The following is a 23,930-nucleotide window of genomic DNA, read 5'->3' as shown; positions in this document are numbered from 1 at the left end:
CGCCCTCCCGCCCCCACCGCCGAAGCCCGAAGACGGGAAGAAGGAAACTCCATGTCCACCGACGCCATGACGCGTCCCACCTACGGGAACTGGCGGCGCCCCCGCCGCCCCGGCCTCGGCCCTCTGGGGCTGCTCGGAACCGTCGTCGCCTTCGGCGGTCTCCTCGTGGCACTGCTGGCTTCGCTGGTCTCCCTGGCGGCGGCCGTCGTCGTGCTCGTCCCCACGGCCCTCTTCCTCGCCCCGCTGGCGCTGCGCACGTCGGACGGCCGCAACGTCTACCAGCTCCTCGCCCTGCGCATCGGCTGGATCCGGCGGAAGGCGAACGGCTCCACCACCTACGTCTCCGGGCCTCTCTCGCGCCGCCCCGGCGGCCGCTTCCAGCCGCCCGGGCTGCTCGCCCGCGTCAAGATGTACGAGGGCCGGGACGCCTACGACCGCCCCTTCGGCGTGCTCCACCACCCGGGACGCAACCTCTACACGCTGGTCCTCGCCTGCGAACCCGACGGCGGCTCGCTCGTCGACCCGCAGCAGGTGGACATCTGGGTGGCGTCCTGGGGCGACTGGCTGTCCCGGCTCGCCCACGAGCCCGGCCTGCGCGGCGCCCAGGTCGTCGTCGAGACCGCCCCCGACACCGGCACCCGGCTCGCCGCCGAGGTGCTGCCCCGGATCTCCCCCGACGCCCCGGCCGCGGCCCGCGCCGTGATGGAGGAGGTCGTCGAGCGCTACCCGACCGCCTCCTCGGAGATGCACACGTACATCGCCCTCACCTACGGCCCGGCCGGCGGCCCCAAGCGGGACGTCGACGACGTCGTCACCGACCTGTCGATGCGGCTGCCGGGACTGCTGAGCGGGCTGGTCGCCGCGGGAGGCGGGTCGGCGTACCCGCTCTCCGCCGAGCGCATCGCCGAGGTCGTACGGGTGGCCTACGACCCGGCCGTGGCGCCCGCCGTGCTGAGCGTGCGCGCCGAGCACACCACCACCGGCGTGGCGTGGGACGACTGCGGACCGGCCGCCGCCGTCGAGACCGTCGGCACGTACACGCACGACTCGGGCGTCTCCCGCACCTGGCTGCTGACGCTCGCCCCGCGCGGCACCGTCCGCTCCAACGTGCTGCGCGGCCTGCTGGAGCCCGCCCCCGGCACGCGCCGCAAGCGGGTCTCGCTGATCTACCGGCCCATCGACCCGGCGACGTCCGCCCGCATCGTGGAGGCCGACCGCCGCTCCGCCCACTTCATGGCGTCCTCGCGCGGCGGACTGGTGCAGGCCCGCGCCAGCTCCGAGATCCGGGCGGCCGAACAGACGGCGGCCGAGGAGGCGGCCGGTGCCGGCCTGGTCGAGTTCTCGCTGATGGTGACGGTCACCGTCGACAACGAGGAGGAACTGCAGGACGCGGCGATCACCGTGCGCAACCTCCAGGCCTCCTCACGCATCCTGATGCGGCCGGCCGACCGCATGCAGGCGTCCGCGTTCTCCTGCACCCTGCCCGTCGGCATCCTGCCGTGGGAGCACACCCTCGTCCCGTACCAGCTCAGGGAGGCCCTGTGAGCGGCAAGCAGCGCCCGCAGCGTCCGTCCGTCGCCCCGCCCAGGGGGTGGTACGGGCCGGGCGGCGGCCAGGTCGGTCACCTCGACCCGCCCACGATGTGGCGGGCGACCACCGTGCAGGCGTGCGGTCTGTGGCCGTTCGCGGCCGGCTCGGGCGCGCCCATGACGGGCGTTCCCCTCGGACAGCACCTGCACACCGGCGCCACCGTGTGCGGCGACCCCATCTCCTGGTTCACCCGGGCCCGGTACATCTCCAACCCGTCGCTGTTCATGCTGGGCATGCCCGGACTGGGCAAGTCGACGCTGGTCAACCGGATCCTGATCGGGCTCGCGGCGACCGGCGTCACCCCGCTGGTGCTCGGTGACCTGAAGCCCGACTACGCGGACACCGTGCGGGCCCTGGGCGGCCAGGTCATCTCCATCGGGCGCGGCGTCGGCGGCATCAACGTCCTCGACCCCGGGGCGATGGGCCAGGCCGCGGTGCGGATCGGCGGGGAGGCCGGGCGGGTGCTGGCCGCGGAGGCCCACGGCCGGGTGCTCAACATGGTCGCCGCGCTGATCACGATCGTGCGCGGCCGGCCGATGGACGACCACGAGCAGTCGGTGCTCTCCGCCTGCCTGCACCATCTGGCCGAGCGGACCGAGCCGGGCCGCGCACCGCTCCTGCCCGACCTGCTGCGCGTGCTGGACGAGGGGCCCGACCGGGTGCGTGCGGTGACCCTGGACCGCGGTGACGTCACCCGCTACCAGGAGGCCGTCGACCCGCTGCACCGCTCCCTGCTCGGCGTGCTGGACGGGCCCCTGGGCGACACGTTCGCCTCCGAGACGTCGACCAGGATCGATCCGGCCTCCCCCGCGGTCTGCGTGGACATCTCGCGCATCGGCGAGGCCGACACCCAGCTGACCGCGGCGGCCATGCTCGCCGCCTGGTCCGACGGGCTCGGCACGGTCGCCGCCGCACACGCCCTCGCGGACGCCGGACTGGCCCCGCAGCGCTGGTTCTTCACCGTCCTGGACGAGCTGTGGCGGCCGCTGCGCGCCGCCTCCGGCATCGTCGAGCGGATCGACGCCCTGACCCGGCTCAACCGCTCCCTCGGCCTCGGCGACGCCAAGATCACGCACACCCTCAAGGACGCCGAGGCGCTGGGCAGCGAGGCCGACCGGGCCAAGGCGCGCGGTTTCGTCGAACGCGCCGGCATGGTCGTGTGCGCGGGACTTCCCCGCAGCGAGATGCGTGAGCTGGGCGAGATCGTCGGCATGTCGGAGCGGGAGATCGAGCTGGTCTCCTCCTGGTCGTCGCCGCCCGGCTGGGCCAGCGCCGGCGGCCACGAGGAGCCGCCCGGCCGCGGCCGCTTCCTGATCAAGGTGGGTGGCCGGCCCGGCATCCCTATCAAGGTGTCGATCACGGACACCGAGCGCAACCTGCACAACACCAACACCCGCTGGACCGGCAACAGCCTGAACCTCTCCCAGCCGACGGAGGCGACGAGATGAGCACCTCGCGCCCCGCCCGCAAGGGCCACTCCTCCGGTGACGACCTGCTGCCCTGGCTCATCCCGGGCACGGCCGTCCTCGTCGGCGGCGCCTTCACCGGCGCCTGGCTGGGCGGCACGCTGGGCGCGGCGGTGTCCGGCGCGGGCTGGAACCCGCCGCCCTTCTCCGCGGGGACGCTGTCGACGCTGGTCAAGGACGGCCCGCAGGCGGTGTGGCCGAACGCCTCGAACGGCGCCGTGACGGCCGGCATCGCCACGGTCTTCGGCCTGTTCGTCGCCCTCGTGATCACGCTCGTCGTGCTGGTCCGCCGCCGGGTGTCCCGCCCCACCGGCCTGGCCGGCCGCAAGGAACTGGCCGGGCTGCTCCCCAAGGGGGCGGCGGCCCGCGCCCGGGCCCTGCGTCCGTCCCTGTCCAAGGCGGCCCGCCTGCACCCCGACGAGACGGGCAACCTGCTGGGCAACCTGGAGCCCCACGGCCCCGAGCTGCGCTCCAGTTACGAGGACGTCGAGCTGGACCTGATGGCTCCGCGCGCGGGCAAGTCCACCGGCATCGCCGTACCGCGCGTCCTGCGCGCCCAGGGCAGCGTGCTGCTGACCTCCAACAAGGCCGACGTCTACAGCGTCACCCGCGCCCAGCGCGAACAGGCCGGGCAGGTCTGGGTGTTCGACCCGCAGGGCATCGCGCACACGCCGCGGGCCACCTGGTGGGACATGCTCGCCGACGCCGCCACCATCGAGGGCGCCCGGCGCCTCGCAGGGCACTTCGTCGGCGCCGTCAACGACGACGCCTCCAAACGGGACTTCTGGATCTCGGCGGCGCAGAACACGCTCACGGCACTCTTCCACGCCGCCAACCGGGGCGGGCGCCGCATCGACGAGGTGCTGGCCTGGCTCGCCGACCCCGCCGACCGCACCCCCATCGACCTGCTGCGCGACGCGGCCATGCCGGCCCTCGCCGACCAGTTGCAGGGGACGATCCAGGGCGCCGTCGAGACCCGGGACGGCATCTACGAGACGGCCCGCCAGTGCGTGGCCTGCCTGCTGGACCCGGCCATCTCCGCCTGGGTGACGCCGGATACGCGGACGCCGCAGTTCCTGCCGGAGCGGCACGTCCTGTCGAACGACACGCTGTACCTGCTCTCCAAGGACGGCGGCGGCTCGGCCGCGGGCGTCATCGCGGCCGCCGCGGACTCGGTGCTGCGCGCGGGCGTGGTCGCCGCCGAGCGGATGGGCGGCCGCCTCGATCCCCCGATGACGGCGGTGCTGGACGAGGCCGCCAACGTGTGCCGCATCTCCGACCTGCCCGACCTGTACTCCCACCTAGGCTCGCGCGGCATCAACATCGTGACGCTGCTGCAGAGCTACCGGCAGGGCGTACGGGTCTGGGGCGAGGCCGGGATGGACGCGCTGTGGGGCGCGGCCACCATCAAGCTGCTGGGCGCCGGCCTCGACGACGCGGACTTCGTCGAGAAGGTCTCCCGGCTGGTGGGCGAGCACGACGTGTCGACGGTCAGCTACTCCAGGAGCAAGGACGGCCGCTCCCGCTCCACCTCCTACCGCCTGGAGCGCATCCTGCCCGTCGACCGCATCCGCGCCCTGCCCAAGGGCACCGCCCTCCTCCTGGCCACCGGCGTCAAACCGGCCCTGATCCGGCTGCGCCCCTGGTACGCCGAGCCCGGCGCCGACCGCATCCAGGCAGCCGCCCAGGCCGAAGTGAAGGCCATCACCGCCCGCGCCGCAGAGAAAGCCGTCCGATGACCACACCCGAGGAGCAGCCCCTCGCTCCGCCGTTCATCCTGTACCTCGACGGCGCCGACCACGCCGAGGAGATGCGCAACCTGGCCCTGTGGGTCTCCGACCTGCTCCTGCCCGTGTACGGCCGTGAGGTCACCTCCCAGCAGCCCTGGTGCCCGCGCTGGTGGGAGCACCTCGAGGCGGTCGCGCGGCTGCACGCCCTGTGGCTCGCGTGGCAGGAGTACACCGACCCGGCGGCGGGCGCCTCGGGACCCGCGGTCTGGCACCGGGACCACCTGGGCCCGGTGATGAGCGAACTCCGCTCCCCCACAGGCCCCTTCGCGGGCTGCAAGGAGGGCACCCACCGGCCGAAGGCGTCACCGGTGGTGGAGGCGTACGACGGCTGACGGTAGCCGTGGAGGCGTACGACGCCGACGGAAACCGTGGAGGCGGTCACTGCGGAGGCCTACGACGCTGACGGAAACCGTGGAGGCGGTGACCGCGGAGGCGTACGACACTGACGTAACTGTGTACGCCTGTGACCTGCGATGAAGGAGTCTGCGATGCGATGGACGGTCCACGGGGAACGCTCGCTGTACGACACCCCCTGGGTGCGCCTGCGGTCCCTGGACGTCGAACAGCCCGACGGCACGCGGGTCGACTACCACGCGGTCCGGCTGCGCGACGTGGCGATCACGGCCCCCGTCGACACCCAGGGACGCGTGCTGATGATGTGGCGGCACCGCTTCGTCACCGACAGCTGGGCATGGGAGCTGCCCATGGGACTGGTCGAGGACGGTGAGGAACCCGCGCAGGCCGCCGCGCGGGAGCTGGAGGAGGAGACCGGCTGGCGGCCCGGTGCGCTGCGGGAACTGGTGTACGCCGAGCCCGCGGCCGGCATCACCGACGCCCGCCACTTCCTCTTCCGCGCGGACGACCCCCGCCGGATCGGCGCCCCCTCGGAGCGCAACGAGTCCGACCGCCTGGAGTGGATCCCGCTCGCCCGGATCCCCGGGATGATCACCCGCCGGGAGATCGTCAGCAGCGCCACGCTCGTCGGCGTCATGGCACTGCTGCTGGACCTCAGCCCTGCGGCGGGCTGAAGCGGTCGATGTCGTCGAGGATGGACTTCTTCAGCTCGAGCGCGGCAACGATCTCCTCGCGGGTGAAGCGGTCCGGGTCCTTGGCGTACAGCTCACGTCCACGCTGCGAGGTGAAGCGCTCCTTCGGGATCCGGTCCGCGCCCTCGGGAAGGAACTTGGCGACCTCCTCGAAGGCCGCGATCGCGTACGCCGTCTGCGGACGGATCGTCCGGTGCTCGGCGAGGGGCGTGTTCAGCAGGCGGAGCCCGGACTCGGTCGACGCCCGGTCCCCGGCCCACATGAACTCGCCGGGATCGATGATCCGGGAGGGCTCGGAACCGCCGAACGCCGGCGGCGCCGGAGGCAGCTCGTCGGACATCCGGAACTCGAACGAGCGCGCGCGGCCGCACCGGGGACACGTGCCCTCGTACACGGCGACCAGGGTGCCGTCCCGGTCCTCCAGGCGGTGTTCCCGCTCGAATTCCTCCGCGCCGCAGACGCAGGCGTGGAGGTCCATGTAGAGGTGCGCTTCCTGCATCGACCGAGCGATCAACATGTCATGATCCTAAGGGACTCGAGACGCCAGAGGGGGGAGACGTCGTGAACGGGGAAGACGACCGCGCACGCTCCGAAGAGGTGGTCATCACGGCCACGGACGTGCTGGGCACGGGCTTCCGGGCGGACAGCGGCACCCGGTCCCCCGAGCAACGCGTTCTGGCCGAAGCCGAGGCCACGCTGCCCGTGGTGATCCAGGCGCTGTACGCCGACCGGCTGCGCTCGCACACGATGTCCGAGGAAGACGGCCGGCGCTTCTTCGCGCTGCGCGACGAGCGCGGACAGGCGTTGACCATCCGCCTGGAGACCGCGTCCCTGCCGGAGCGGACCGTGGCCCGCAGCTTCGTCAACACCGCCTCCGACAACCATGTCGTCCAGCTCTCCGACCGCATCGCACCCGAGCAGATCGGCCGGGCCCTGAGCCATGAGCTCAACGAGCTGCTCTCCGTACGCGAGCGCGCGGCCCGCGCCGAAGCGCCGGCCGCACAGGACCTGCTCACCCGTGGCGCCGCGGTACCGGCGCGTCCCGAACTCTCCGACGAGGACCTGGGCCGGATCGGCGAACTGAACTACCTCGCGGCCCGCATGAACGACAGCGCCCTGGCTCCCGGCCAGCGCACCGAAGCCCGCGCGGAGCTGTCCCAGCTGATCGACCACACGGGCCTGCGCGCCGGCTCGCCCGCCGAGGACACGGCCGCCCGTACGGCCGAGCAGTACGCGGCCAGGCTCCGGTACGACACCGTCCGTCCGCACCTGACCACCGAGGCGGCCCGCTCCGTCCGCGAACTCGGACGGCCCGTGGAGCAGCTCGCCCCGGCCGACGCCCGAGTCCTCCTGGAGCACCGCGCACGCCTGGCCCAGGCGGGAACCGCGCAGCCCCCGCTGGGCACGTCCCCTTCCTTCCCGCTGCCGGGCCTGCGCCCCGACGGCGTGCCCCTGACACGGGAGGAACTCGCCACCGCCCGAGACGCGGCGGCGCAGCAGCGCACCGCGGCGTCCGGCCGGACGCTGGACCAGCTGCGCGCGGAGGCGGCCGCGCTGCCCGAGGGCGAGTATCCGAAGCGCCCGATCATGATCGGTGGCGGGGCCTCACTCGCCGGACGCGACCCGGACGCGCTGCTCGTCGACTCGCGCGGCCGGTGGCATGTCGACCCCATCAAGGGCATCGTGCAGTCCGCGGACCAGGTGCGGCACCTCAGGGAAGTCGGCTGGGACCCCTACCGGTTCACCGACCCGAAGGAGCGGGTCTCGCTGGCCGCCCTGCAACTGTGGGAGGACACCGCGGCGGTGCGCGGACCCGTCGTCGACGGGCACGCCGGGTTGTCCCTGGACGACCGGGGCCGTCTGATCGCGGACATCACGCCCTCGGACGGGTCGCCGCCGGTGAAGGTCGAGGTGGTGGGCACGCCGCTGGTGGCCACCGGGGTGCCGCCGGAGGTGGTCCCGGGTGTCGACCGGCAGATCCCGACGGTACGGGAGGCCACCCAGGTCCTGGACGGCCACCTCACCTCCCTGGGCACTCCCGAGGCGCTGGAGGCCCGCGACCGGCTGGCCGCGCTGCCGCCCGGGACGGGTCACGCGGCCGCCGCGCTGGAGGTGCTCGCCGACCCGCGCGTGGCCGCTTCCCTTCAGGACGCGGCGGACCAGCAGGTCGCCGGCGCCCGGACCACGCTCGAAGCGACCGCCAAGTGGGAGGAGGCCACTGCCGCCGCTCCGGGCCGGGTGCTCCTCGGCGACGAGGTGGGCGACGGCGACTACGACCCCACGGTCGCCGACGACTGGGTGATCGCGGGGATCGGCGGCGGAGCCATCGCCAACGCGGAGATCATCCTGGAGGGCAACCCGAACGCCCGGGTGACCATGGTGGGAACCGCCGCACCCTGGGTCCTCCACAACGACTCCCAGTACCTGAACATGCGTCGCACGTACGACGCCGAACTCGGGGGCAACGGCCGTCTGGTCACCGTGGCCAACCAGCGGCTCGGAGCCGTCGAGACGGTCCGGACGCCCGAGGGCGGTGTGCGGCTCAAGGCGCTGCACGTCGAGGGCGACGCCTACGTCGCCTGTCTGGGGCGGGTGGCCCGGCTGCCGCAGGCCGCGGAGACCCTGGACCGCTGGGCCCGGCAGCAGGGCGGACAGGTCAAGGGCGAACTCCTCTTCGACAAGAACGAGCAGTACCTGGGCTACCGGCTCCAGTTCGAGGCCGACGACCGGAAACACACCGTCGATGTGACCGGTGCCGCCTCCCGGATGCTGCCCGGCAACATCTTCAGCCGCGAGGACATGGCCAGGCTGAGCGTCATCGACCGCAAGACCGCGCCGCCGGAGAGCGGAAACGTCGCCGCGGGCTTCATGGCCACGGCACTGCAGGGCTCCCACCTGGCCAGGCACCGGGCCGAGGAAGCGGCCGCGGGACGGACCACGGGAACGGCGGGAGCCACCGCCCAGGGCGCGGGCGGCAACCCGCTCGCCGCCGCCGCACGCCTGCAGTCCGGTCGCAGGTCGCCCACCACACCGACCACGAACCGCCCCGCGCCGGGCACCGCGCCCGCACAGCAACCCCGCGTCCCGAAGCCGCCGCAGCAGGGACCCGGCGGAGGCGGCCCCGGCCGATGAACCGCCGCGCGCGCGGCGCGACGGGGCGACAGTCTGACGGCCGCCCGTGCGGCGGGCGGGGTGTCTTGGGCGGGGGGCCGTTCGGTCGGGGGGCCGTTCGGTCGGGGGGGCCGTCTCCGGCATGGTGACCGTCTCGCGCGGGCCGGCCGTCTCGCGCGGGGCAGCCGTCTCCGGCGGGGCGGCATCTCCGGCGGGGTAGCCGTCTCGCGCGGGCTGGCCGTCTCCGGCATGGTGCCCGTCTCGGGCCGGGTGGCCGGGAAGATCCGGTCGGCCCGCCGTGTTCTATGTACGTGCATAGAGATCCGCGCCGACACCAGGAGCACCGATGACGACCCGCCGCTTCCTGTTCCTGCTGGGCAGCAGCCGCGACGACGGCAACACCGAACTCCTCGCCCGCAAGGCCGCCGAGCAACTCCCCGAGGACGTGGAGCAGGAGTGGATCAGCCTCGCCGAGCATCCGCTGCCCGACTTCGCCGACCTGCGCCACGACAGCGACCACGTCCGGCCGGCCGAGGACAACACCGCCCTGCTGCTGGACGCCACGCTCGCCGCGACGGACCTGGTGATCGCCTCGCCGCTGTACTGGTATTCGGTCTCCGCCCAGACCAAGCGCTACCTGGACCACTGGTCGGGCTGGCTGCGCACCCCGGGCGTGGACTTCAAGGCGCGGATGGCCGGACGCACCCTGTGGGGCGTGACCGCGCTCGCGCACCGGGAGGAGGAGGTAGCCGACCCGCTCATCGGCACGCTCAACAACTCCGCCGCCTACCTGGGCATGCGGTTCGGCGGCGTCCTCCTCGGCAACGGCAGCCGCCCCGGCGACATCCTGACCGACCACGCGGCGCTGACCCGTGCCAAGACCTTCTTCGCCGGCGAGGCACCCTTCGCCCGCTTCCCCTACCAGCGCGCGTGAGCCCCTGGACCTCCGCTAGACCGTGATGTCCTTCGCCGTGAAGCGGGCCCAGGCCGCCGAACCGAACACGGCGGCGTACAGGCCCTGGAGACCGAGGTTCTTCACCAGGTCGTCCCAGTAGACCGGTTCGCGCATCAGATCGGCGAAGGACAGCCAGTAGTGCGAGAAGAGATACGGCTGTATCGCGTGCAGCTGCGGGAACTGGTCCAGGATCTGCACGGTGATCAGCAGGCCCACCGTCGTCGCCATCGCCGCGATGCCGCTGTTGGTGAGCGTGGAGACGAACAGTCCGAGCGCCGCCACGCCGATCAGGGACGCGGCGACGACGAGCGCGATCAGCAGGGCCCGGCCCAGCCCCTCGGCGAAACTGATCCGGGTGCCGGAGATGGTCGTCAGATCGCCGAGCGGGAAGAGCAGGGCGCCGACCAGCAACGCCGACACCGCGACGACGAGGGTGGCGAGCAGGCAGAACGCCATCGTCGTCGTGTACTTGGCGAGCAGCAGCCGGGCGCGTCCGGCCGGGGCGACCAGGAGGTAGCGCAGGGTGCCCGCGTTCGCCTCGCCGGCGATGGCGTCGCCCGCGATCACTCCGACCGCCATCGGCAGGAAGAACGGCAGCGTCGCGGCCAGCGCGGTGAAAACGAGGAACAGGCCGTTGTTGGTGACCTGGGAGATGAACGCCGGCCCTCCGCCGCCCCGGGACCCCGACGACGAACCGTCCCCCGTCTCGATCCGCACGGCGATCCCGACCAGAACGGGCACCGCGGCCAGCACCCCCAGCAGCGCGAGCGTGCGCCAGCGCCGCAGGGTGATCAGCAACTCGCTGCCGAAGAGCCCCAGGGTCCACAGCGGTCGCACGGCCCGGACCGTCCCTGCGGCGGCCCCGGTCGCAACGGCAGCCCCTGTCCCGCGGGCCGTGGTCGTGGTGGTGGTGGTGGTGTCATCCTGCGACATCGAAGCCCTCCCCGGTCAGCGCCACGAACGCGTCCTCCAGCGAGGCCCGTTCCACCCCGAAGCCCCGCACCCGTATCCCCGCCGCGACCAACGCGGCGTTGATGTCGGCCGGTTCCCGCTCCGGCGGCTCACCCGTCACCCGGTCCTCCGCCACGACGACATCCCCGACGCCCTGTTCCTTCAGCACCCGCGCCGCGTCGGAGACGTCCGGCGTGGTCACCACCAGCCGCCCGCGCGCCCGCGCCGCCAGGTCGGCGACCACCCCCTGGACGATGAGCCGCCCACGCGCCATCACCGCGGCGTGCGTGCACACCTGCTCGATCTCGTCGAGGAGGTGCGAGGAGAGGAAGACGGTCGTGCCGTCCGAGGCCAGCTCCCGCACGAGGGCGCGGATCTCGCGCATGCCCTGCGGGTCGAGCCCGTTGGTCGGCTCGTCCAGCACGAGCAGGCGGCGGGGCTGGAGCAGCGCGGCGGCGAGCCCCAGCCGCTGCTTCATGCCCAGCGAGTACGCCTTCGCCTTCTTGCCGGCCGCCGCCGTCAGCCCGACCCGCTCCAGGGCCGCGGTGACCCGGGCGCGCCGGGTGCGCGGGTCGGCGGTGGGGTCGGCGGCGTCGTAGCGGAGCAGGTTGTCCCGGCCGGAGAGGAAGCCGTACAGCGCGGGACCTTCGATGAGTGCGCCGACCCGTGGCAGCACCGAGCGGGCGGCCCGGGGCATCGGCTGCCCCAGCACGCGCGCGGCGCCGGAGGTGGGCTCGATGAGGCCCATCAGCATGCGGATGGTGGTGGTCTTGCCCGACCCGTTCGGACCGAGGAAGCCGAAGACGCTGCCCGCCGGGACGGCCAGGTCCAGTCCGTCGACGGCGAGCTGCCCGCCGCGGTAGCGCTTGGTGAGGGCGCGGGTGCGGATGACGTACTCGTCATCCGGCTCCTGCTCACCCCGTGCGGCGGGCGCGTCGTCCATCGGCTCCCCGATCGTTTCCCGTTGGGTCGGCGGTGTCCGCCGCCTTACCTGCCCGCGTCGGCGGCCTCGACGAGGGTGTCCTTGGTGACCGCGCCGACGTAGACCTTGCCGTCGTCGGTGATCAGGGCGTTGACCAGGCGGGTGGAGAACACGGTGCCCTTGCCGAACTTGCCGGAGACCTTGTCGCCGAGCGAGTCCAGGAAACCGCCGAGGGCGCCGCCGGCCTTGCTGCCGGAGGGCACGCCGCCCTTGGCGCCCGTGTCGAGGACCGCTATCGCGTTCCAGCCCTCACCGAGGACCTTGGGCCCCTCGATCCCCTTGCCCGGCTGACCGCCCGGCGTGGGCAGGAGGTGCTCCGGCAGGACGCCCTTCAGCGGGCCGTCCCCCTTGTCACCCTTGGCGTGCTCGTGGTCGTCGGCCTCGGTGACCTTGGCGCCCTTGGGCGGGGTGAAGTCGAAGGTGGAGGCGGCCGGCCGGGAGAAGCTGACCTGCGTGAAGCCGGCGTCGACCACGGCGGCGCCGCCGCTCTTCGGGGTCAGGGTGAACTTCAGCGGCACGCCGGTCTTGGCGTCCACGGCGATGGTGATCCCGCCGACGGTGGTGCCGGACTGCTTGGGCTTGATCAGCAGCTTGTAGGCGTCGCGGCCGGCGACATGGGCGGTGCCGTCCACCGTGACGGCGGTGGTGGAGTCGACGGCCTTGAGGGCCTGCTCGGCGAAGTCCTTGGGCGTGCCGGAGAAGTCGTCCGTGCCCCGCGTCTCCTTGCCGTGTTCCTTGCCGTGTTCCTTGCCGGTGTCGTCCGAGGTGGCGTGGTAGACCTCGTTGGACTTGCTGTCGTAGCCCCAGACGTTCTTGCCGTTGTGGATGAGGCTGTACTCGGCGGCGTCCTCCAGCACGGACACCTTCTGCCGGTCCGGGCCGTCGGCCGCCACCCGCAGCGTGTGCGAGCCGGTGGCGAGTTCGGCGACCTTGGCGGAGGGGTCGGCGGCCGAGCCGTCACCGCCGCCGCCCGCCTTCCCTCCGAGGCCGCCGGCGAGCCCGGCGAAGTCGGGCAGCCCCAGGCCGGTGCTGATCCGCACGGTGCCGGACAGCTGCTGGACGTCCGACGCCGCGATCTTCTCGATGAGCTGCTTCGCGCTGATCTTCGGCAGGTCCGGGTCACCGGAGCTGGCGAGCGCGGGAACGATCCCGATCGTCGCGGCGGCGACCCCCACGACGGTCGCGGGCACGACGTACCGCGCGGCCCTGCGACGCCCCCCGCCCGACGGGCCGGCCGGCTCCTGCACAGCCGTCGTCCTGTCATCGCTTCCATACGGTGCCATGTGTGCGCTACCTCCGTCGTCGGCGGCGGCTGTCCGTCCCGTGACCCTCGGCATGTGCTCCCGGCGGGCCCCACCCCAAGCCGCCATTCTCACCCGAATCGGTGAGGAGTGGTGTCCTCTGTGCTTTCCATGAGACCAAATCGGCCGCCGGGAAGCGTCACTCCGTGGACGCAACTGCATGTACTGCTGGGGTATGACATGGCAGGCGGTCAGCAGCCCCTACCCGTAGGGGAGGTGGGCTACCGGAGAGCTACGGAGACGAGGCCCGGACTCCACCCGGGGGTGCGGGCCGACGCCCGGGGGCGGGGGCCGACGCCCGGGGGAGCGTCACCGTCGGAGAAGGGACAGGAGGGCCGGGCCGGCGGGCCGCAAGGCTTCGGTCAGCCCGCCCGGTGCACGACCGCGTCGCACAGCTCCATCAGTGCCGCCTTGGAGTCGCACTCCCGCAGCGGCGCCAGCGCCGCCCGCGCCTCCTCGGCGTACCGGACGGTGTCGCGCCGCGCCTGCTCCAGCGCGGGGTGCGCCCGCAGCGCGGTCAGCGCCTCGGCGTGTCGCGCGTCGTCGCTCAGGTCGGAGTCCAGCAGCTCGCACAGCGCGCGGTCCTCCGGCTTGCCCAGCCGCTCGGCCCGCTCCCGCAGCCGCAGCACCGGCAGCGTCGGGATGCCCTCGCGAAGGTCCGTTCCCGGCGTCTTGCCGGACTCGTGCGAGTCGGAGGCGATGTCGAGCACGTCGTCGGCCAGCTGGAAGGCGACGCCCAGCCGCTCCCCGTACTGGGTCAGCACGTCCACGACCGTCTCGTCGGCTCCGGACATCATCGCGCCGAACCGGCACGACACCGCCACCAGCGAGCCCGTCTTGCCGCCGAGCACCTCGAGGTAGTGGTCGACCGGGTCGCGCCCGTCCTGCGGCCCAGCGGTCTCCAGGATCTGCCCGGTGACCAGCCGCTCGAACGCCAGGGCCTGCACCCGCACCGCCTCGGGCCCGAGGTCGGCGAGGATCTGCGAGGCCCGCGCGAAGAGGAAGTCGCCGGTCAGTACGGCGACCGAGTTACCCCACCGGGTGTTCGCGCTGGGCACGCCGCGCCGTACGGCGGCCTCGTCCATGACGTCGTCGTGGTACAGCGTGGCGAGGTGGGTCAGCTCGACCACGACGGCCGACGGCACGACACCCGGCGCATACGGGTCACCGAACTGCGCCGCCAGCATCACGAGCAGCGGCCGGAACCGCTTCCCGCCCGCCCGCACCAGGTGCTGCGCGGCCTCCGTGATGAAGGGAACCTCGCTCTTGGTGGCCTCGAGCAGCCCTTCCTCGACAGCCGCCAATCCGGCCTGGACATCGGCCTCGAGAGCCTGGTCCCGCACGCTAAGCCCGAACGGCCCGACGACGGTCACGAGGGGTCTCCTGTCTGCTGGTGCCGGTTGGCGATTACACGGTTTGTCGATAGGTCGCTGCCATCACTCAAGTCAGCGTATCCGGTCACGTTTCGATCACCGATAGCGCCCACGGTTACAGGCCAGGCGGTTCCGGATCACGTCCGATATGTTTACTGATCAAAGATGATCAGGTGAAAAGTATGGATATCAACCATGCGCTCGCCATGAAGACCACCCCCCACCCTCCGCGAGCCGCCCCGCCCCACCGCGCCGCAACACGACCGGACTGCCCGTTTTGCCGTAATTAATCAGCCGATTCACCTTGGTCACCTTGGTACCAAATGTGTTGCAGCTGTGACGTCAGTGAATTGGGTCACGCGCACCCCTCACCGCCCTCCGGTCCTTCTGCCCCGCATTTCGCCAGTCCCCACAAGCGAGTTGAGCCTTGGCGATCGCAAAGGATCAAGCACCCCAAACAGCCCGACCAAGGTCATCCAGGGCGATAGGTGAAACCGCTACTTGTTCCCGGCATGTGCTCTCGCATAACTTCCCGGCCTGTCGGATGGACGCCTAATCCTGCCGCCGTCCGGCACCCACATCGGACCAACTCATCCGTGTACGGCAGGAGCGGGGGACCCAGGTAAGTCGCCGAGCCGGACGTCGTCATCCCGACGACGCCCCGGACCGGCTCGGGGTGAAGCCGTGCCGCATCCGCGGCCGGCCGGGCATCTCCAGCCCGAACCCGACAGCTCACCTCGCAGGCGCCGGAGAGGAAATTCGCCATGCCTGCTGCCGGTCAGCACCGCCGCACCCGCACGTCCCGCATCGTCCGCACCCTCGCCGTCGCCGGCACCGGTGCCGCCGCTCTCGCGCTGCCGCTCTTCGGCGCGACCAGCGCCTCCGCCGCCACGCCGGCCACCAGCGCCACCGTGATCACCGCCGCGAACTCGGCCTACCCGAACAACCTCGACGGCTGGATCCGCCAGTCGCTGGACATCATGTCCCAGCACGGCATCCCCGGCACCTACAACGGGATCTACCGCAACATCATCCGCGAGTCCTCCGGCAACCCCGCCGCCATCAACCTGTGGGACTCCAACGCGGTCGCCGGCACCCCGTCCAAGGGTCTGCTCCAGGTGATCGACCCGACGTTCCTCGCCTACCACGTGTCGGGCACGTCCATGGACCCGTACGACCCGATCGCCAACATCACCGCGGCCTGCAACTACGCGGCCGCCCGCTACGGCTCGATCGACAACGTCTTCAGCGCGTACTGAGCCACCGCCTCACCCGAAGAGTCGTTCGAGGACGACGGCGATGCCGTCGTCCTCGTTGGACAAGGTGACCTCGTCGGCCACGGCCTTCAGCTCTGGATGGGCGTTGGCCATGGCCACCCCGCGGGCGGCCCAGGCGAACATCGGGATGTCGTTCGGCATGTCGCCGAACGCGAGCGCCCGCTCCGCGCCCAGCCCGAGATGGTCGGCCGCCAGCGCGAGCCCCGTCGCCTTGGTGACACCGCACGGCTGCAGCTCCACGGTCCCCGGCCCCGACATGGTGACCGTCGCCAGGGAACCGACCACCGCGCGGGCCGTCGCCGCCAGCTCGTCGTCGGACAGCTCCGGATGGCGCAGCAGCACCTTGCTGATCGGCTCGCCCCACAGGTCGTCGCGCCGCCCGACCCGCACCGCCGGCAGCGTCGGGTGCGGCATCCGGTAGCCGGGCTCGATCAGCGTCAGCCCGTCCGCGCCGTCCTGGTCGACCGCGGCGTACACCTCTCCCACCTCGGCCTCGATCTTGCCGAGCGCGGTCTCGGCCAGCTCCCGGTCCAGCGTCACCGACCACAGCAGACGGCCGGCCTCCGCGTCGTACACCTGCGCGCCCTGGCCGCACACCGCGAGTCCCGTGCTGCCCAGGTCCTCCAGCAGGGGCCGCACCCGGGGCGCCGGACGGCCCGTCACCACCAGGTGCCGGGCGCCGGCCCGCGCCACCCGCACGAGCGCGTCCCAGGACCGGTCGGAGAGCGTGTCGTCGCCGCGCAGCAGCGTTCCGTCCAGGTCAGTGGCGATGAGTGCATATGCAAGGGGTGCGGCCATGATCAGAGAATACGGACCCCGCAGGTCACCCGTTCACCGCCCGATCGGCCCTCCTCCCCGGCCCTCCCCGCCCCGGCCCCGCCGGGCCCCGTGACGCCGTGGCAGGCTGACACCTCGCTCAGTCGTCCACGGGGAGACACACGACGTGACAGCCGGACCGGACCCTTTCCAGCAGCATCTGAGGCGGGCCGCCGACGGCGTCCTCGAACGCTTCCCCGCCGCCGACGTCCCCGGCATCTACGCCCTCTCCTTCCGCATCTGGCGTCTCGACCACGACGACCGCCACCCCTACGTGGCCATCGGCTACACCACCGAGTCCCAGTACGAGCGCGAAAGGCGCCCCGAGGACCCGGCTGAGGCCCGCTGGAACTACGCCTGCTGGCTCCTCGACGGCTTCGAGATGCTCGGCAACCTTCCCGAGGACCCGGTGGGCGCCCCGCTCTTCACCGCGCAGGCCCGGCAGCTGGGCCTCTGGTACGACGGCGACCCCGACGACCCCGCCCTGCCCGACTCGGTGCGCGCCGAGCAGGACGCGGCGGACGACCTGCTGCGCCTGTACTTCGCCGACGCCTGCGTCGGTCCCGGCATCTGCACACGAGCGGCCGGATCGAGCAGATCCTCGGCCGCCCGCTGCCGGTCGTCGTCTTCGACATGGACTGCCCCGGCTGGGAGGTGGAGGCCACCGAGGCGGCCAACCCTCCCGAACTGATCGCCGGCTTCCTGGCCTGGCAGCACGCGCAGGAGGGCTGACCCGGCGGCCGCCCTCCCCCACAGGCCGCGTCTTCCAGCGCCACGCCTCCCGTCACAGGGCCCGCCGCCTGCCGCCGGCCCCGCGCCTGCCTTCCCTCAGGTCAGCCGTGCGCCGCCACCAGGTGCCGGGCCAGGCGCGGCGAGGCGAACCGCGTGCCGCACACGAACCGCATCACCGGACCGTACGACGCGGCCGCCGGCAGCCCTGTGAAGTACAGGCCGGGGACCGACGAGACACAGCCGGCGCCGAGCCTCGGGGTGCCGCGGCTGACGGCGAGGGCGGTGCGCAGCCCGGGGCCGAGGAAGTCCATCGCCGCGATGTTCACCCGGTAGCCGGTGGCCGCGATGACATGGTCGGCGGCCAGCCGCTCGGAGCGGCCGGCGTGGGTGTGGACGGTGAGGGTGGCGCCCTCGCCCGCCGCCTCCGCCCGCACGATCCGCTGCACCTCGCTGACACGCACCTTTCCGGCGAAACGCTCGCGCAGCCACCAGGCGCCGAGCGGGCCGAGGACCCGGCGGACCAGGTAGTGGCGTATCTCGGCGGGCAGATAGCGGTAGGGGTGCGGGTAGTGGCTGAGCGCCCACAGCGACCAGGCCCGGCCGAACGGCGACTCCGGGCGCAGCCGGGGCTGGTCCCACGGCGGCGCGCCGAAGGCGACCCGGCCCCGGCCTCGCGCCACCACCCGCACCCGGGCCCCGGCCTCGGCGGCGAGCGCCGCCGTCTCCAGCGCGGACTGCCCGGCGCCGACGACGATCAGCTCGCGTCCGGCGAAGCGGGTCAGGTCGTGGTGCTGGGAGCTGTGCGAGAGCGGCGCCGTGGGGGCGGGGCCGTCCGGCGCGGCCGCGGCCAGCTCGCGGGGCAGGTGGGACAGCCCGGACAGCCCGGTGGCCACGACGACGGCCCGCGCGGTGAACTGCTCGCCGGAGTCCAGCTTCAGCTCGAAGCCGCCGCCGGTGCGCCGGTCCACGGAGACCACCCGCACCCGCTCCAGTTCGGGCACCAGCTTGTGCTGGAACCACTCGCCGTAGGCGATGAACGTCTCCACGGGAATGATGTCCTCGTCGGTGACCAGACGCCGGATGCCGGCCGCGTCGCAGTAGTCGGCGAGGGTGTGCCCGCGCTGCGGGCAGTCGATGGCCGAGGCCGCGGGAGTGGATTTCAGGAGCATGCCGGCGGGCATGTTGTCGCGCCAGCTGACCATGGGGTCGCCGAAGACACGGACGGGCACGCCACGGGCGCGCAGATGGGCGGCGGTGGACAGGCCGAACGGGCCTGCCCCGAGGACTGCTACCGGTTGGGTCACGAAGTCCCTCCCCAGGACGTCATGTCGTCACTTCGTGTTCCGGCCGGAAGGAGGCTACGGCTGGTGGCGTCCGCCCGGTCCGGTGCTGCCGCGGCGGTGCGTCCGCCACAGCTGACAGAGGTGCCTCGCGCCGGGTCGCACGAAGCGCGCGAGCATCGTGAGGAACGGCAGCGGGTCGTCACCCGCGAGCCAGGCCAGCTCCGTGCCGCTCGCCCGGTCCGGCGCGTGCGGTGTCGTGTAGCCGCTGCGGCGGTAGGCGAGCAGGGCGGGCAGGTCGATGTTCTCCACGATGTAGCGGTGGCCGGCGCGCTGTTCCCCCTCCGGAACGGTGCGCCCGGTCAGATCCAGGTGCAGGGCGCGGACCACGTCCACCCCCGCCTCGTTCTCGAAGAGGCGGAACTGGGCGCCCATGCGCGGGTTGAAGTCGAGGAGTTTGTACTGTCCGTCGCGCCGGTCGAAGCGCAGGTCGAGGTCGACGATGCCGGTGAAGCCGATCTGTTTGATGAAACGTGCGGCGACGTCGGCGAGTTCCGGGTTGTCGACGACGTAGGCGTGCGCCGTCATCCCGGCGTGCGGCGGCCAGGAGCGGACCTTGACGCCGGTGAACAACGCCAGCGGTGCCGAGTCGGCGCCGAAGCAGGCGTGCACGATCCAGTCCTCGGCCTGCTCGCGCGGCAGATACTCCTGCAGGATCACCCCGGGCCGCTCGCCCCAGTCCCGCGCCAGCGCGAGCAGCCCGTCGCGGGTGCTGATGCGCGTGGTGCCGTTGACTGCCGGTTGCCTGCGGCGCACGAACGCCTCCCGGTTCTTGGCCACCACCGGGAAGCGGGCGTGCCGTGCGAACGCCACGATGTCGTCGTACGACCGCGGGAACGCGGCCGCCGGACTGGCGACGCCGTGGTCCGCGCACAGCTCGTGCAGCCCCTGCTTGCTGGCCAGCCGGCGCGGCAGGCCGGGGGCGACGCGTGGGAAGAGGAACGGGCCGGCCAGGTCGCCCTGGTGCTCGGCGATCAGCACCGCGGCCTCCTCGTCGGTGGGGATCAGCACGGTCGGCCGCCCGATCCGGCGCCCGATCCGCAGCAGCCCCTCGACCAGGTGCCCCGCCTCCTCCGTGCCCTTTGTCGGCCATACGAACGCGCGCCGCAGATAACGGGAGGAGGCGGCCGGGGTGTAGGGGTCCTCGGTGATCGCGTACATGGGCACGCCCAGACGCCCCAGGCTTCGGATGGCCCCGACACCACCGTGGTGCAGCGGGTAGTCACCGAACTTCACGATCAGGCCGGGTACTTCACGGTCGGCCTGGAACGGCAGGCTTGCGGCACTGCTGGCCACGGGTCCCCCCACGTGTCCCCCCGACGGAACGGATGCCCTCCGTCCGTGTTCCCCGCAAAGGACGCTAAGCCGGAATTGCCACCTCCGACAAGGACATGACGGACATTGCAAACTCTTTAGACACTGCCCAAGACTCCGCCTCAGCCGTAACGTGTGGCGCGACCACCTGGATCGCACGGCCCTGGTGCCGTGTCCGACGTGCACGAAAGCGAGGCGGCACCGCATGCCCCCCTTCGACGTCCCCGAGGGCGACCCCTTCGGTGCGCACAACCTTCCGTACGGCGTCTTCTCGCCCGCCGGTTCTCCGGCAGAGCGGCGGGTCGGTGTCCGGCTCGGCGACCACGTGCTCGACGCGGGCGCGGCGGCGATGGCGCTCGGCTCCCCCTATGCCGCGCTGCTCGCCCAGCCCTCGCTGAACCCGCTCCTCGCCGCCGGCCGCACCGCCTGGTCCGACGTCCGGCGCGCGCTGACGGCGTGGGTGACGGTGCCCTCCCACCGCGAGGCCGTCGAGCCCTTCTTCCACCCCCTGTCCGCCGTGACCCTGCACCTGCCCTTCGAGGTCGCGGACTACGTCGACTTCTACGCCTCCGAGAACCACGCCCGGAACGTCGGCCAGATCTTCCGCCCCGACGCCGCCGACTCCCTCACCCCCAACTGGAAGCACCTCCCGATCGGTTACCACGGCCGCTCCGGCACCGTCGTGGTCTCCGGCACCGACATCGCGCGCCCCTCGGGTCAGCGCAAGGCCCCGACCGATCCGGCGCCCGTCTTCGGGCCGTCCGTCCGCCTCGACATCGAGGCCGAGGTCGGCTTCGTCGTCGGCGCTCCCTCCTCCCTCGGCGAGCCCGTCGCCCTCGGCGACTTCCGCGATCACGTCTTCGGACTGTGCCTGCTCAACGACTGGTCGGCCCGCGACATCCAGGCCTGGGAGTACGTCCCCCTCGGACCCTTCCTCGGCAAGTCCTTCGCCACCTCCGTCTCGGCGTGGATCACCCCGCTGGAGGCCCTGGACGAGGCCCGCGTCGCACCCCCGGAGCGCACCCACCCCCTGCTGCCCTACCTCGACGACTCCACCGACGAACCCGGCGGCTACGACCTGCGGATCTCCGTCGCCATCAATGGCGACGTCGTCTCCGAGCCCCCCTTCTCCACGATGTACTGGACGGCCGCCCAGCAACTCGCTCACATGACGGTCAACGGCGCCTCGCTGCGCACCGGCGACCTCTACGGCTCGGGCACGGTCAGCGGCCCCGAGCCCGCCCAGCGCGGCTCCCTGCTGGAGCTGACCTGGAACGGCCAGGACCCGCTGGAACTCCCCGACGGCAAGCGGACCTTCCTGGAGGACGGCGACGTGGTGACCCTGTCCGCCTGGGCGCCCGGCCCGGACGGCGTCCGGGTGGGACTCGGCGAGGTGACAGGCCGGATCGTCACGCGCTGACGCATACCCCCGCAGGGCGGTGATGACGGGCTGACGCACCGCCCCCAGGGCCGTCATACTGGCGACGGACGCGCTCACCGAGCCGTCGAGCGATCGCGTCCGTCGCCCGCACGACCACCCCCGCCCTGTCCGACCAGGATCCGGAGCCCGTGGCATGACCGTCTGCCTGCTCCTGCTGAGCGCCGTCGCCCTGACGGCCGCCGTGCCGGTCCCGCGCGCGCTGACCCGGGCCGCCTGGCCTGAACGGGAACCGGTCGTCGCCCTGTGGGTGTGGCAGTGCCTCGTCGCGACCGTCCTGCTGTGCTGTCTGACGGCCCTGGCGCTCAGCGCCGCCGCCGTCTTCCACACCGTGCGCACCCAACTCTTCGCGCCCGCGCCGCCCGGGGTGAGCGAGGCGTACGACCTGTCCTCGGCGCCGCCCTGGGCGGTCGCGCTCACCCTGCTCCTGGCCTGCGGTGCCGCCTGGACCACCGCCATGCTCGCCCGGGAACTCGCCGAGGCCCGGCGCCGCCGTGGCGTGACCCGCGCCCACCTGCGCGAACGCGCCCCCGAACTGCCGGCCGGCCTCGGTCCGGCGCGCGGCCCGCTGCTCGTGCTCGAGGACGAGTACCCCGACGCCTGGTGGATGCCGGGCCATCCGCCCCAGCTGGTCGTCACCACCGGCGCCCTGCACCGCCTCACTTCCCACCAGCTCGACGCCGTCCTCACCCACGAACGCGGCCACGCCCGCGCCCACCACGACTGGCTGCTGCACCTTTCCACCGCCCTGGCCACCGGTTTCCCCCGCATTCCGCTCTTCGCCCACTTCTGCGACCAGACCCACCGCCTGGTCGAACTGGCCGCCGACGACACCGCCTCCCGCCGCTGCGGCCACGTCACCACCGCCCTGGCCCTGATCGAGCTGAACCAGCACCGGGGTGTGCTCTCCTGCGCCTCCAGTCACCGCCTGCTCGGCGAGCGGGTCGACCGCCTGCTGGAGCCGCCGCCCCGGCTGGACCGCAGCCGCAGGGCCCTGACGACCACCGTGGCCGCGCTGGTCCCCCTGCTGCCGCTGCTGATCGCCTTCGCCCCCGGGCTGACGGCACTGGCCTGACGCGCGAACCTGGGGCCCGCTCCGGACGGTGCGCACTGGGCCGGCGCACCCACCGGCGCACCTCCCGGGTGGCAGATCTCCCCCGACGCGTACCGAAACCCGAGGTCAGCCCCGTATGCGACGGGTCGTCAGGTGGCGCAACATTTCAGCAACCCCCCGTTTCCTACCTACTCGGTATGGTTCCAGCCATGCCAGCCACCGACCGTATCCGGGACCACGCCGGCCAGGGCGCGACCACCGTCGCCGCCCACCGCGCGCGGCGCCGGCTGCGTGCGGACCGGGCCCGGCAGCTCGCCGATCTGCTCCGCCGCCAGCTCCTCACCGGCGGCTTCGAGACCGGCACCCTTCCCCATGAATCCATCCTCGCCACCGACTACCGCACCTCCCGCAACACCGTCCGGCAGGCTCTCGACCTGCTGCGCTCCGAAGGCCTCGTCGACCGCCTGCCCGGCGTCGGCACGGTCGTCGTCGCCCGTAAGTACCCCCATGGGCTCGACCGCCTGATGGGGCTCGCCGAGACCCTGCACGAACACGGCCGTGTCACCAACGAGGTCCGCACCATGGGCCCCGTCCCCGCACCGGGCCCCGTGGCCGACCGGCTCCACGTCCCGCCCGGCGCCGACGTCCTCTACATCGAACGGCTGCGCCGCCTGAACGGCCTGCCGCTCTCGCTCGACCTGACCTACGTCCCGCTCGACATCGGCACCGCCCTGCTCGGCGCCGACCTGGAGAACACCGACGTCTTCCGTCTCCTGGAGGCCATCACAGGCCGGCGTCTCGGCCATGCCGAGATCACCCTGGAGTCGGTGAACGCGGACGCCCACTCCGCCGCCGTCCTGGAGGCACCGCGCGGAGCGGCCGTACTGATGCTGGAGCGCCTCACGCACCTGTGTGACGGGCGCCCGGTGGACCTCGAGTTCATCCGCTTCCGCGGCGACCGCATCTCCATGAGCGGCCTGCTGCACCGCTCCGCCTGACCTCTCACCGCCCTCATCCCGCCCCCTCCCGGTCCGCCGTCCTGCCCTTCACCTCTTCATCGTTCGGCGGGGCCCGACCGGTTCACGGCCGCGACGACTTTTCCCGCGGATCCCCGCGGATTCCCGCCGATTTTCTGCCCCGATCTCTGGAGACAGCCATGCCCTTGGTGCCCCAGCGGGCCGACGTGCCCGTGACCATCGACGAGTCCAAGTGCATCGACGGCTGCACACTCTGCGTCGACATGTGCCCGCTGGACTCCCTCGCCATCGACACCTCCAGCGGCAAGGCGTACATGCACGTCGACGAGTGCTGGTACTGCGGCCCGTGCGCAGCCCGCTGCCCCACCGGAGCCGTCACGGTCAACATGCCCTACCTGCTCCGGTGAGAGGTCACCC

The 23,930-nt window shown here is 72.7% G+C and carries 21 protein-coding genes and 1 riboswitch; of the genes, 13 read left to right on the top strand and 8 right to left on the bottom strand.

The genetic code is table 11. The features are described 5' to 3' along the window. Nucleotides 1-51 precede the first annotated feature (51 nt). From AC0B9F_RS21000 to AC0B9F_RS20980, 5 genes are all read left to right on the top strand, one after another. Nucleotides 52-1,545, top strand: a complete 1,494-nt coding sequence (locus tag AC0B9F_RS21000; protein ID WP_472004767.1) for an SCO6880 family protein — start codon at nt 52-54, stop codon at nt 1,543-1,545. Next, nucleotides 1,542-3,038, top strand: coding sequence for an ATP/GTP-binding protein (locus tag AC0B9F_RS20995; protein WP_472004765.1), 1,497 nt, complete (start codon nt 1,542-1,544; stop codon nt 3,036-3,038). Before AC0B9F_RS21000 ends, AC0B9F_RS20995 begins: the two co-directional genes overlap by 4 nt. Continuing rightward, the gene (locus tag AC0B9F_RS20990; RefSeq protein WP_472004763.1) at nt 3,035-4,795 is read left to right on the top strand and encodes a type IV secretory system conjugative DNA transfer family protein; all 1,761 of its coding nucleotides are present in this window, start codon (nt 3,035-3,037) and stop codon (nt 4,793-4,795) included. Before AC0B9F_RS20995 ends, AC0B9F_RS20990 begins: the two co-directional genes overlap by 4 nt. Next, complete coding sequence (locus tag AC0B9F_RS20985) at nt 4,792-5,178, top strand: DUF4913 domain-containing protein (RefSeq protein ID WP_472004761.1); 387 nt, start codon at nt 4,792-4,794, stop codon at nt 5,176-5,178. Before AC0B9F_RS20990 ends, AC0B9F_RS20985 begins: the two co-directional genes overlap by 4 nt. Before the next feature lie 156 nt (nt 5,179-5,334). After that, a complete protein-coding gene (locus AC0B9F_RS20980; protein WP_472004759.1) occupies nt 5,335-5,874 on the top strand; it encodes an NUDIX hydrolase in 540 nt (179 codons plus the stop codon). On the opposite strand, the gene AC0B9F_RS20975 is transcribed toward AC0B9F_RS20980, so the two are convergent. Beyond that, nucleotides 5,855-6,409 (bottom strand): FmdB family zinc ribbon protein, encoded by a 555-nt coding sequence (locus AC0B9F_RS20975; RefSeq protein ID WP_472004758.1) that lies wholly within the window; start codon nt 6,407-6,409, stop codon nt 5,855-5,857. The two genes, AC0B9F_RS20980 and AC0B9F_RS20975, sit on opposite strands and share 20 nt — an antisense overlap. Nucleotides 6,410-6,453: 44 nt before the next feature. Between AC0B9F_RS20975 and AC0B9F_RS20970 the strand changes: the two genes are divergently transcribed. Beyond that, the gene (locus AC0B9F_RS20970) at nt 6,454-9,024 is read left to right on the top strand and encodes a hypothetical protein (protein ID WP_472004756.1); all 2,571 of its coding nucleotides are present in this window, start codon (nt 6,454-6,456) and stop codon (nt 9,022-9,024) included. 325 nt (nt 9,025-9,349) lie between these two features. Beyond that, nucleotides 9,350-9,937 (top strand): flavodoxin family protein, encoded by a 588-nt coding sequence (locus AC0B9F_RS20965; protein ID WP_472004754.1) that lies wholly within the window; start codon nt 9,350-9,352, stop codon nt 9,935-9,937. 15 nt (nt 9,938-9,952) lie between these two features. Here AC0B9F_RS20965 and AC0B9F_RS20960 read toward each other — a convergent pair whose 3' ends face one another. From AC0B9F_RS20960 to AC0B9F_RS20945, 4 genes are all read right to left on the bottom strand, one after another. After that, nucleotides 9,953-10,891 carry an ABC transporter permease gene (locus AC0B9F_RS20960; protein ID WP_472004753.1) on the bottom strand — a complete coding sequence of 313 codons (939 nt, stop codon included), beginning with the start codon at nt 10,889-10,891 and terminating at the stop codon, nt 9,953-9,955. Further along, nucleotides 10,878-11,852 (bottom strand): ABC transporter ATP-binding protein, encoded by a 975-nt coding sequence (locus AC0B9F_RS20955; RefSeq protein ID WP_472004751.1) that lies wholly within the window; start codon nt 11,850-11,852, stop codon nt 10,878-10,880. Before AC0B9F_RS20955 ends, AC0B9F_RS20960 begins: the two co-directional genes overlap by 14 nt. A 44-nt stretch (nt 11,853-11,896) precedes the next feature. Continuing rightward, nucleotides 11,897-13,174: a LolA family protein gene (locus AC0B9F_RS20950; protein ID WP_472004749.1), complete on the bottom strand. Its 1,278-nt coding sequence runs from the start codon at nt 13,172-13,174 to the stop codon at nt 11,897-11,899. A 380-nt stretch (nt 13,175-13,554) separates the two neighbouring features. Then, on the bottom strand, nt 13,555-14,565 hold the full coding sequence (locus tag AC0B9F_RS20945; RefSeq protein WP_472004747.1) for a polyprenyl synthetase family protein: 1,011 nt from the start codon (nt 14,563-14,565) through the stop codon (nt 13,555-13,557). Nucleotides 14,566-15,138: 573 nt separating this feature from the next. Continuing rightward, a riboswitch (cyclic di-AMP (ydaO/yuaA leader) is annotated at nt 15,139-15,326 on the top strand. A 3-nt stretch (nt 15,327-15,329) separates the two neighbouring features. Here AC0B9F_RS20945 and AC0B9F_RS20940 point away from each other — a divergent pair. Beyond that, nucleotides 15,330-15,824 carry a transglycosylase SLT domain-containing protein gene (locus AC0B9F_RS20940; protein ID WP_472004745.1) on the top strand — a complete coding sequence of 165 codons (495 nt, stop codon included), beginning with the start codon at nt 15,330-15,332 and terminating at the stop codon, nt 15,822-15,824. A 9-nt stretch (nt 15,825-15,833) separates the two neighbouring features. Here AC0B9F_RS20940 and AC0B9F_RS20935 read toward each other — a convergent pair whose 3' ends face one another. Next, nucleotides 15,834-16,640 carry an HAD family hydrolase gene (locus tag AC0B9F_RS20935; protein ID WP_472004743.1) on the bottom strand — a complete coding sequence of 269 codons (807 nt, stop codon included), beginning with the start codon at nt 16,638-16,640 and terminating at the stop codon, nt 15,834-15,836. Between the two features lie 145 nt (nt 16,641-16,785). Between AC0B9F_RS20935 and AC0B9F_RS20930 the strand changes: the two genes are divergently transcribed. Beyond that, a complete protein-coding gene (locus AC0B9F_RS20930) occupies nt 16,786-17,349 on the top strand; it encodes a hypothetical protein (protein ID WP_472004741.1) in 564 nt (187 codons plus the stop codon). Between the two features lie 142 nt (nt 17,350-17,491). Here AC0B9F_RS20930 and AC0B9F_RS20925 read toward each other — a convergent pair whose 3' ends face one another. Both AC0B9F_RS20925 and AC0B9F_RS20920 read right to left on the bottom strand, forming a co-directional pair. Then, the gene (locus AC0B9F_RS20925; protein ID WP_472004739.1) at nt 17,492-18,694 is read right to left on the bottom strand and encodes an FAD-dependent oxidoreductase; all 1,203 of its coding nucleotides are present in this window, start codon (nt 18,692-18,694) and stop codon (nt 17,492-17,494) included. Between the two features lie 54 nt (nt 18,695-18,748). Beyond that, entirely contained in the window at nt 18,749-20,005 is a 1,257-nt protein-coding gene (locus AC0B9F_RS20920) for a carboxylate--amine ligase (RefSeq protein WP_472005313.1), read from the bottom strand. A gap of 244 nt (nt 20,006-20,249) precedes the next feature. Between AC0B9F_RS20920 and fahA the strand changes: the two genes are divergently transcribed. From fahA to AC0B9F_RS20900, 4 genes are all read left to right on the top strand, one after another. Next, a complete protein-coding gene (gene fahA / locus AC0B9F_RS20915; protein ID WP_472004737.1) occupies nt 20,250-21,464 on the top strand; it encodes a fumarylacetoacetase in 1,215 nt (404 codons plus the stop codon). 154 nt (nt 21,465-21,618) lie between these two features. Beyond that, complete coding sequence (locus AC0B9F_RS20910) at nt 21,619-22,557, top strand: M56 family metallopeptidase (protein ID WP_472004735.1); 939 nt, start codon at nt 21,619-21,621, stop codon at nt 22,555-22,557. 188 nt (nt 22,558-22,745) lie between these two features. After that, nucleotides 22,746-23,534, top strand: coding sequence for a GntR family transcriptional regulator (locus AC0B9F_RS20905; RefSeq protein WP_472004731.1), 789 nt, complete (start codon nt 22,746-22,748; stop codon nt 23,532-23,534). A 158-nt stretch (nt 23,535-23,692) separates the two neighbouring features. Beyond that, nucleotides 23,693-23,920 (top strand): 4Fe-4S dicluster domain-containing protein, encoded by a 228-nt coding sequence (locus AC0B9F_RS20900; protein WP_053852588.1) that lies wholly within the window; start codon nt 23,693-23,695, stop codon nt 23,918-23,920. Nucleotides 23,921-23,930 lie beyond the last annotated feature (10 nt).

The sequence above is a fragment of the Streptomyces sp. NPDC097129 genome (assembly GCF_055668065.1).
The sequence above is the reverse complement of the archived record's forward strand: the minus strand, read 5'-3'. Positions and strand labels throughout refer to the sequence as shown.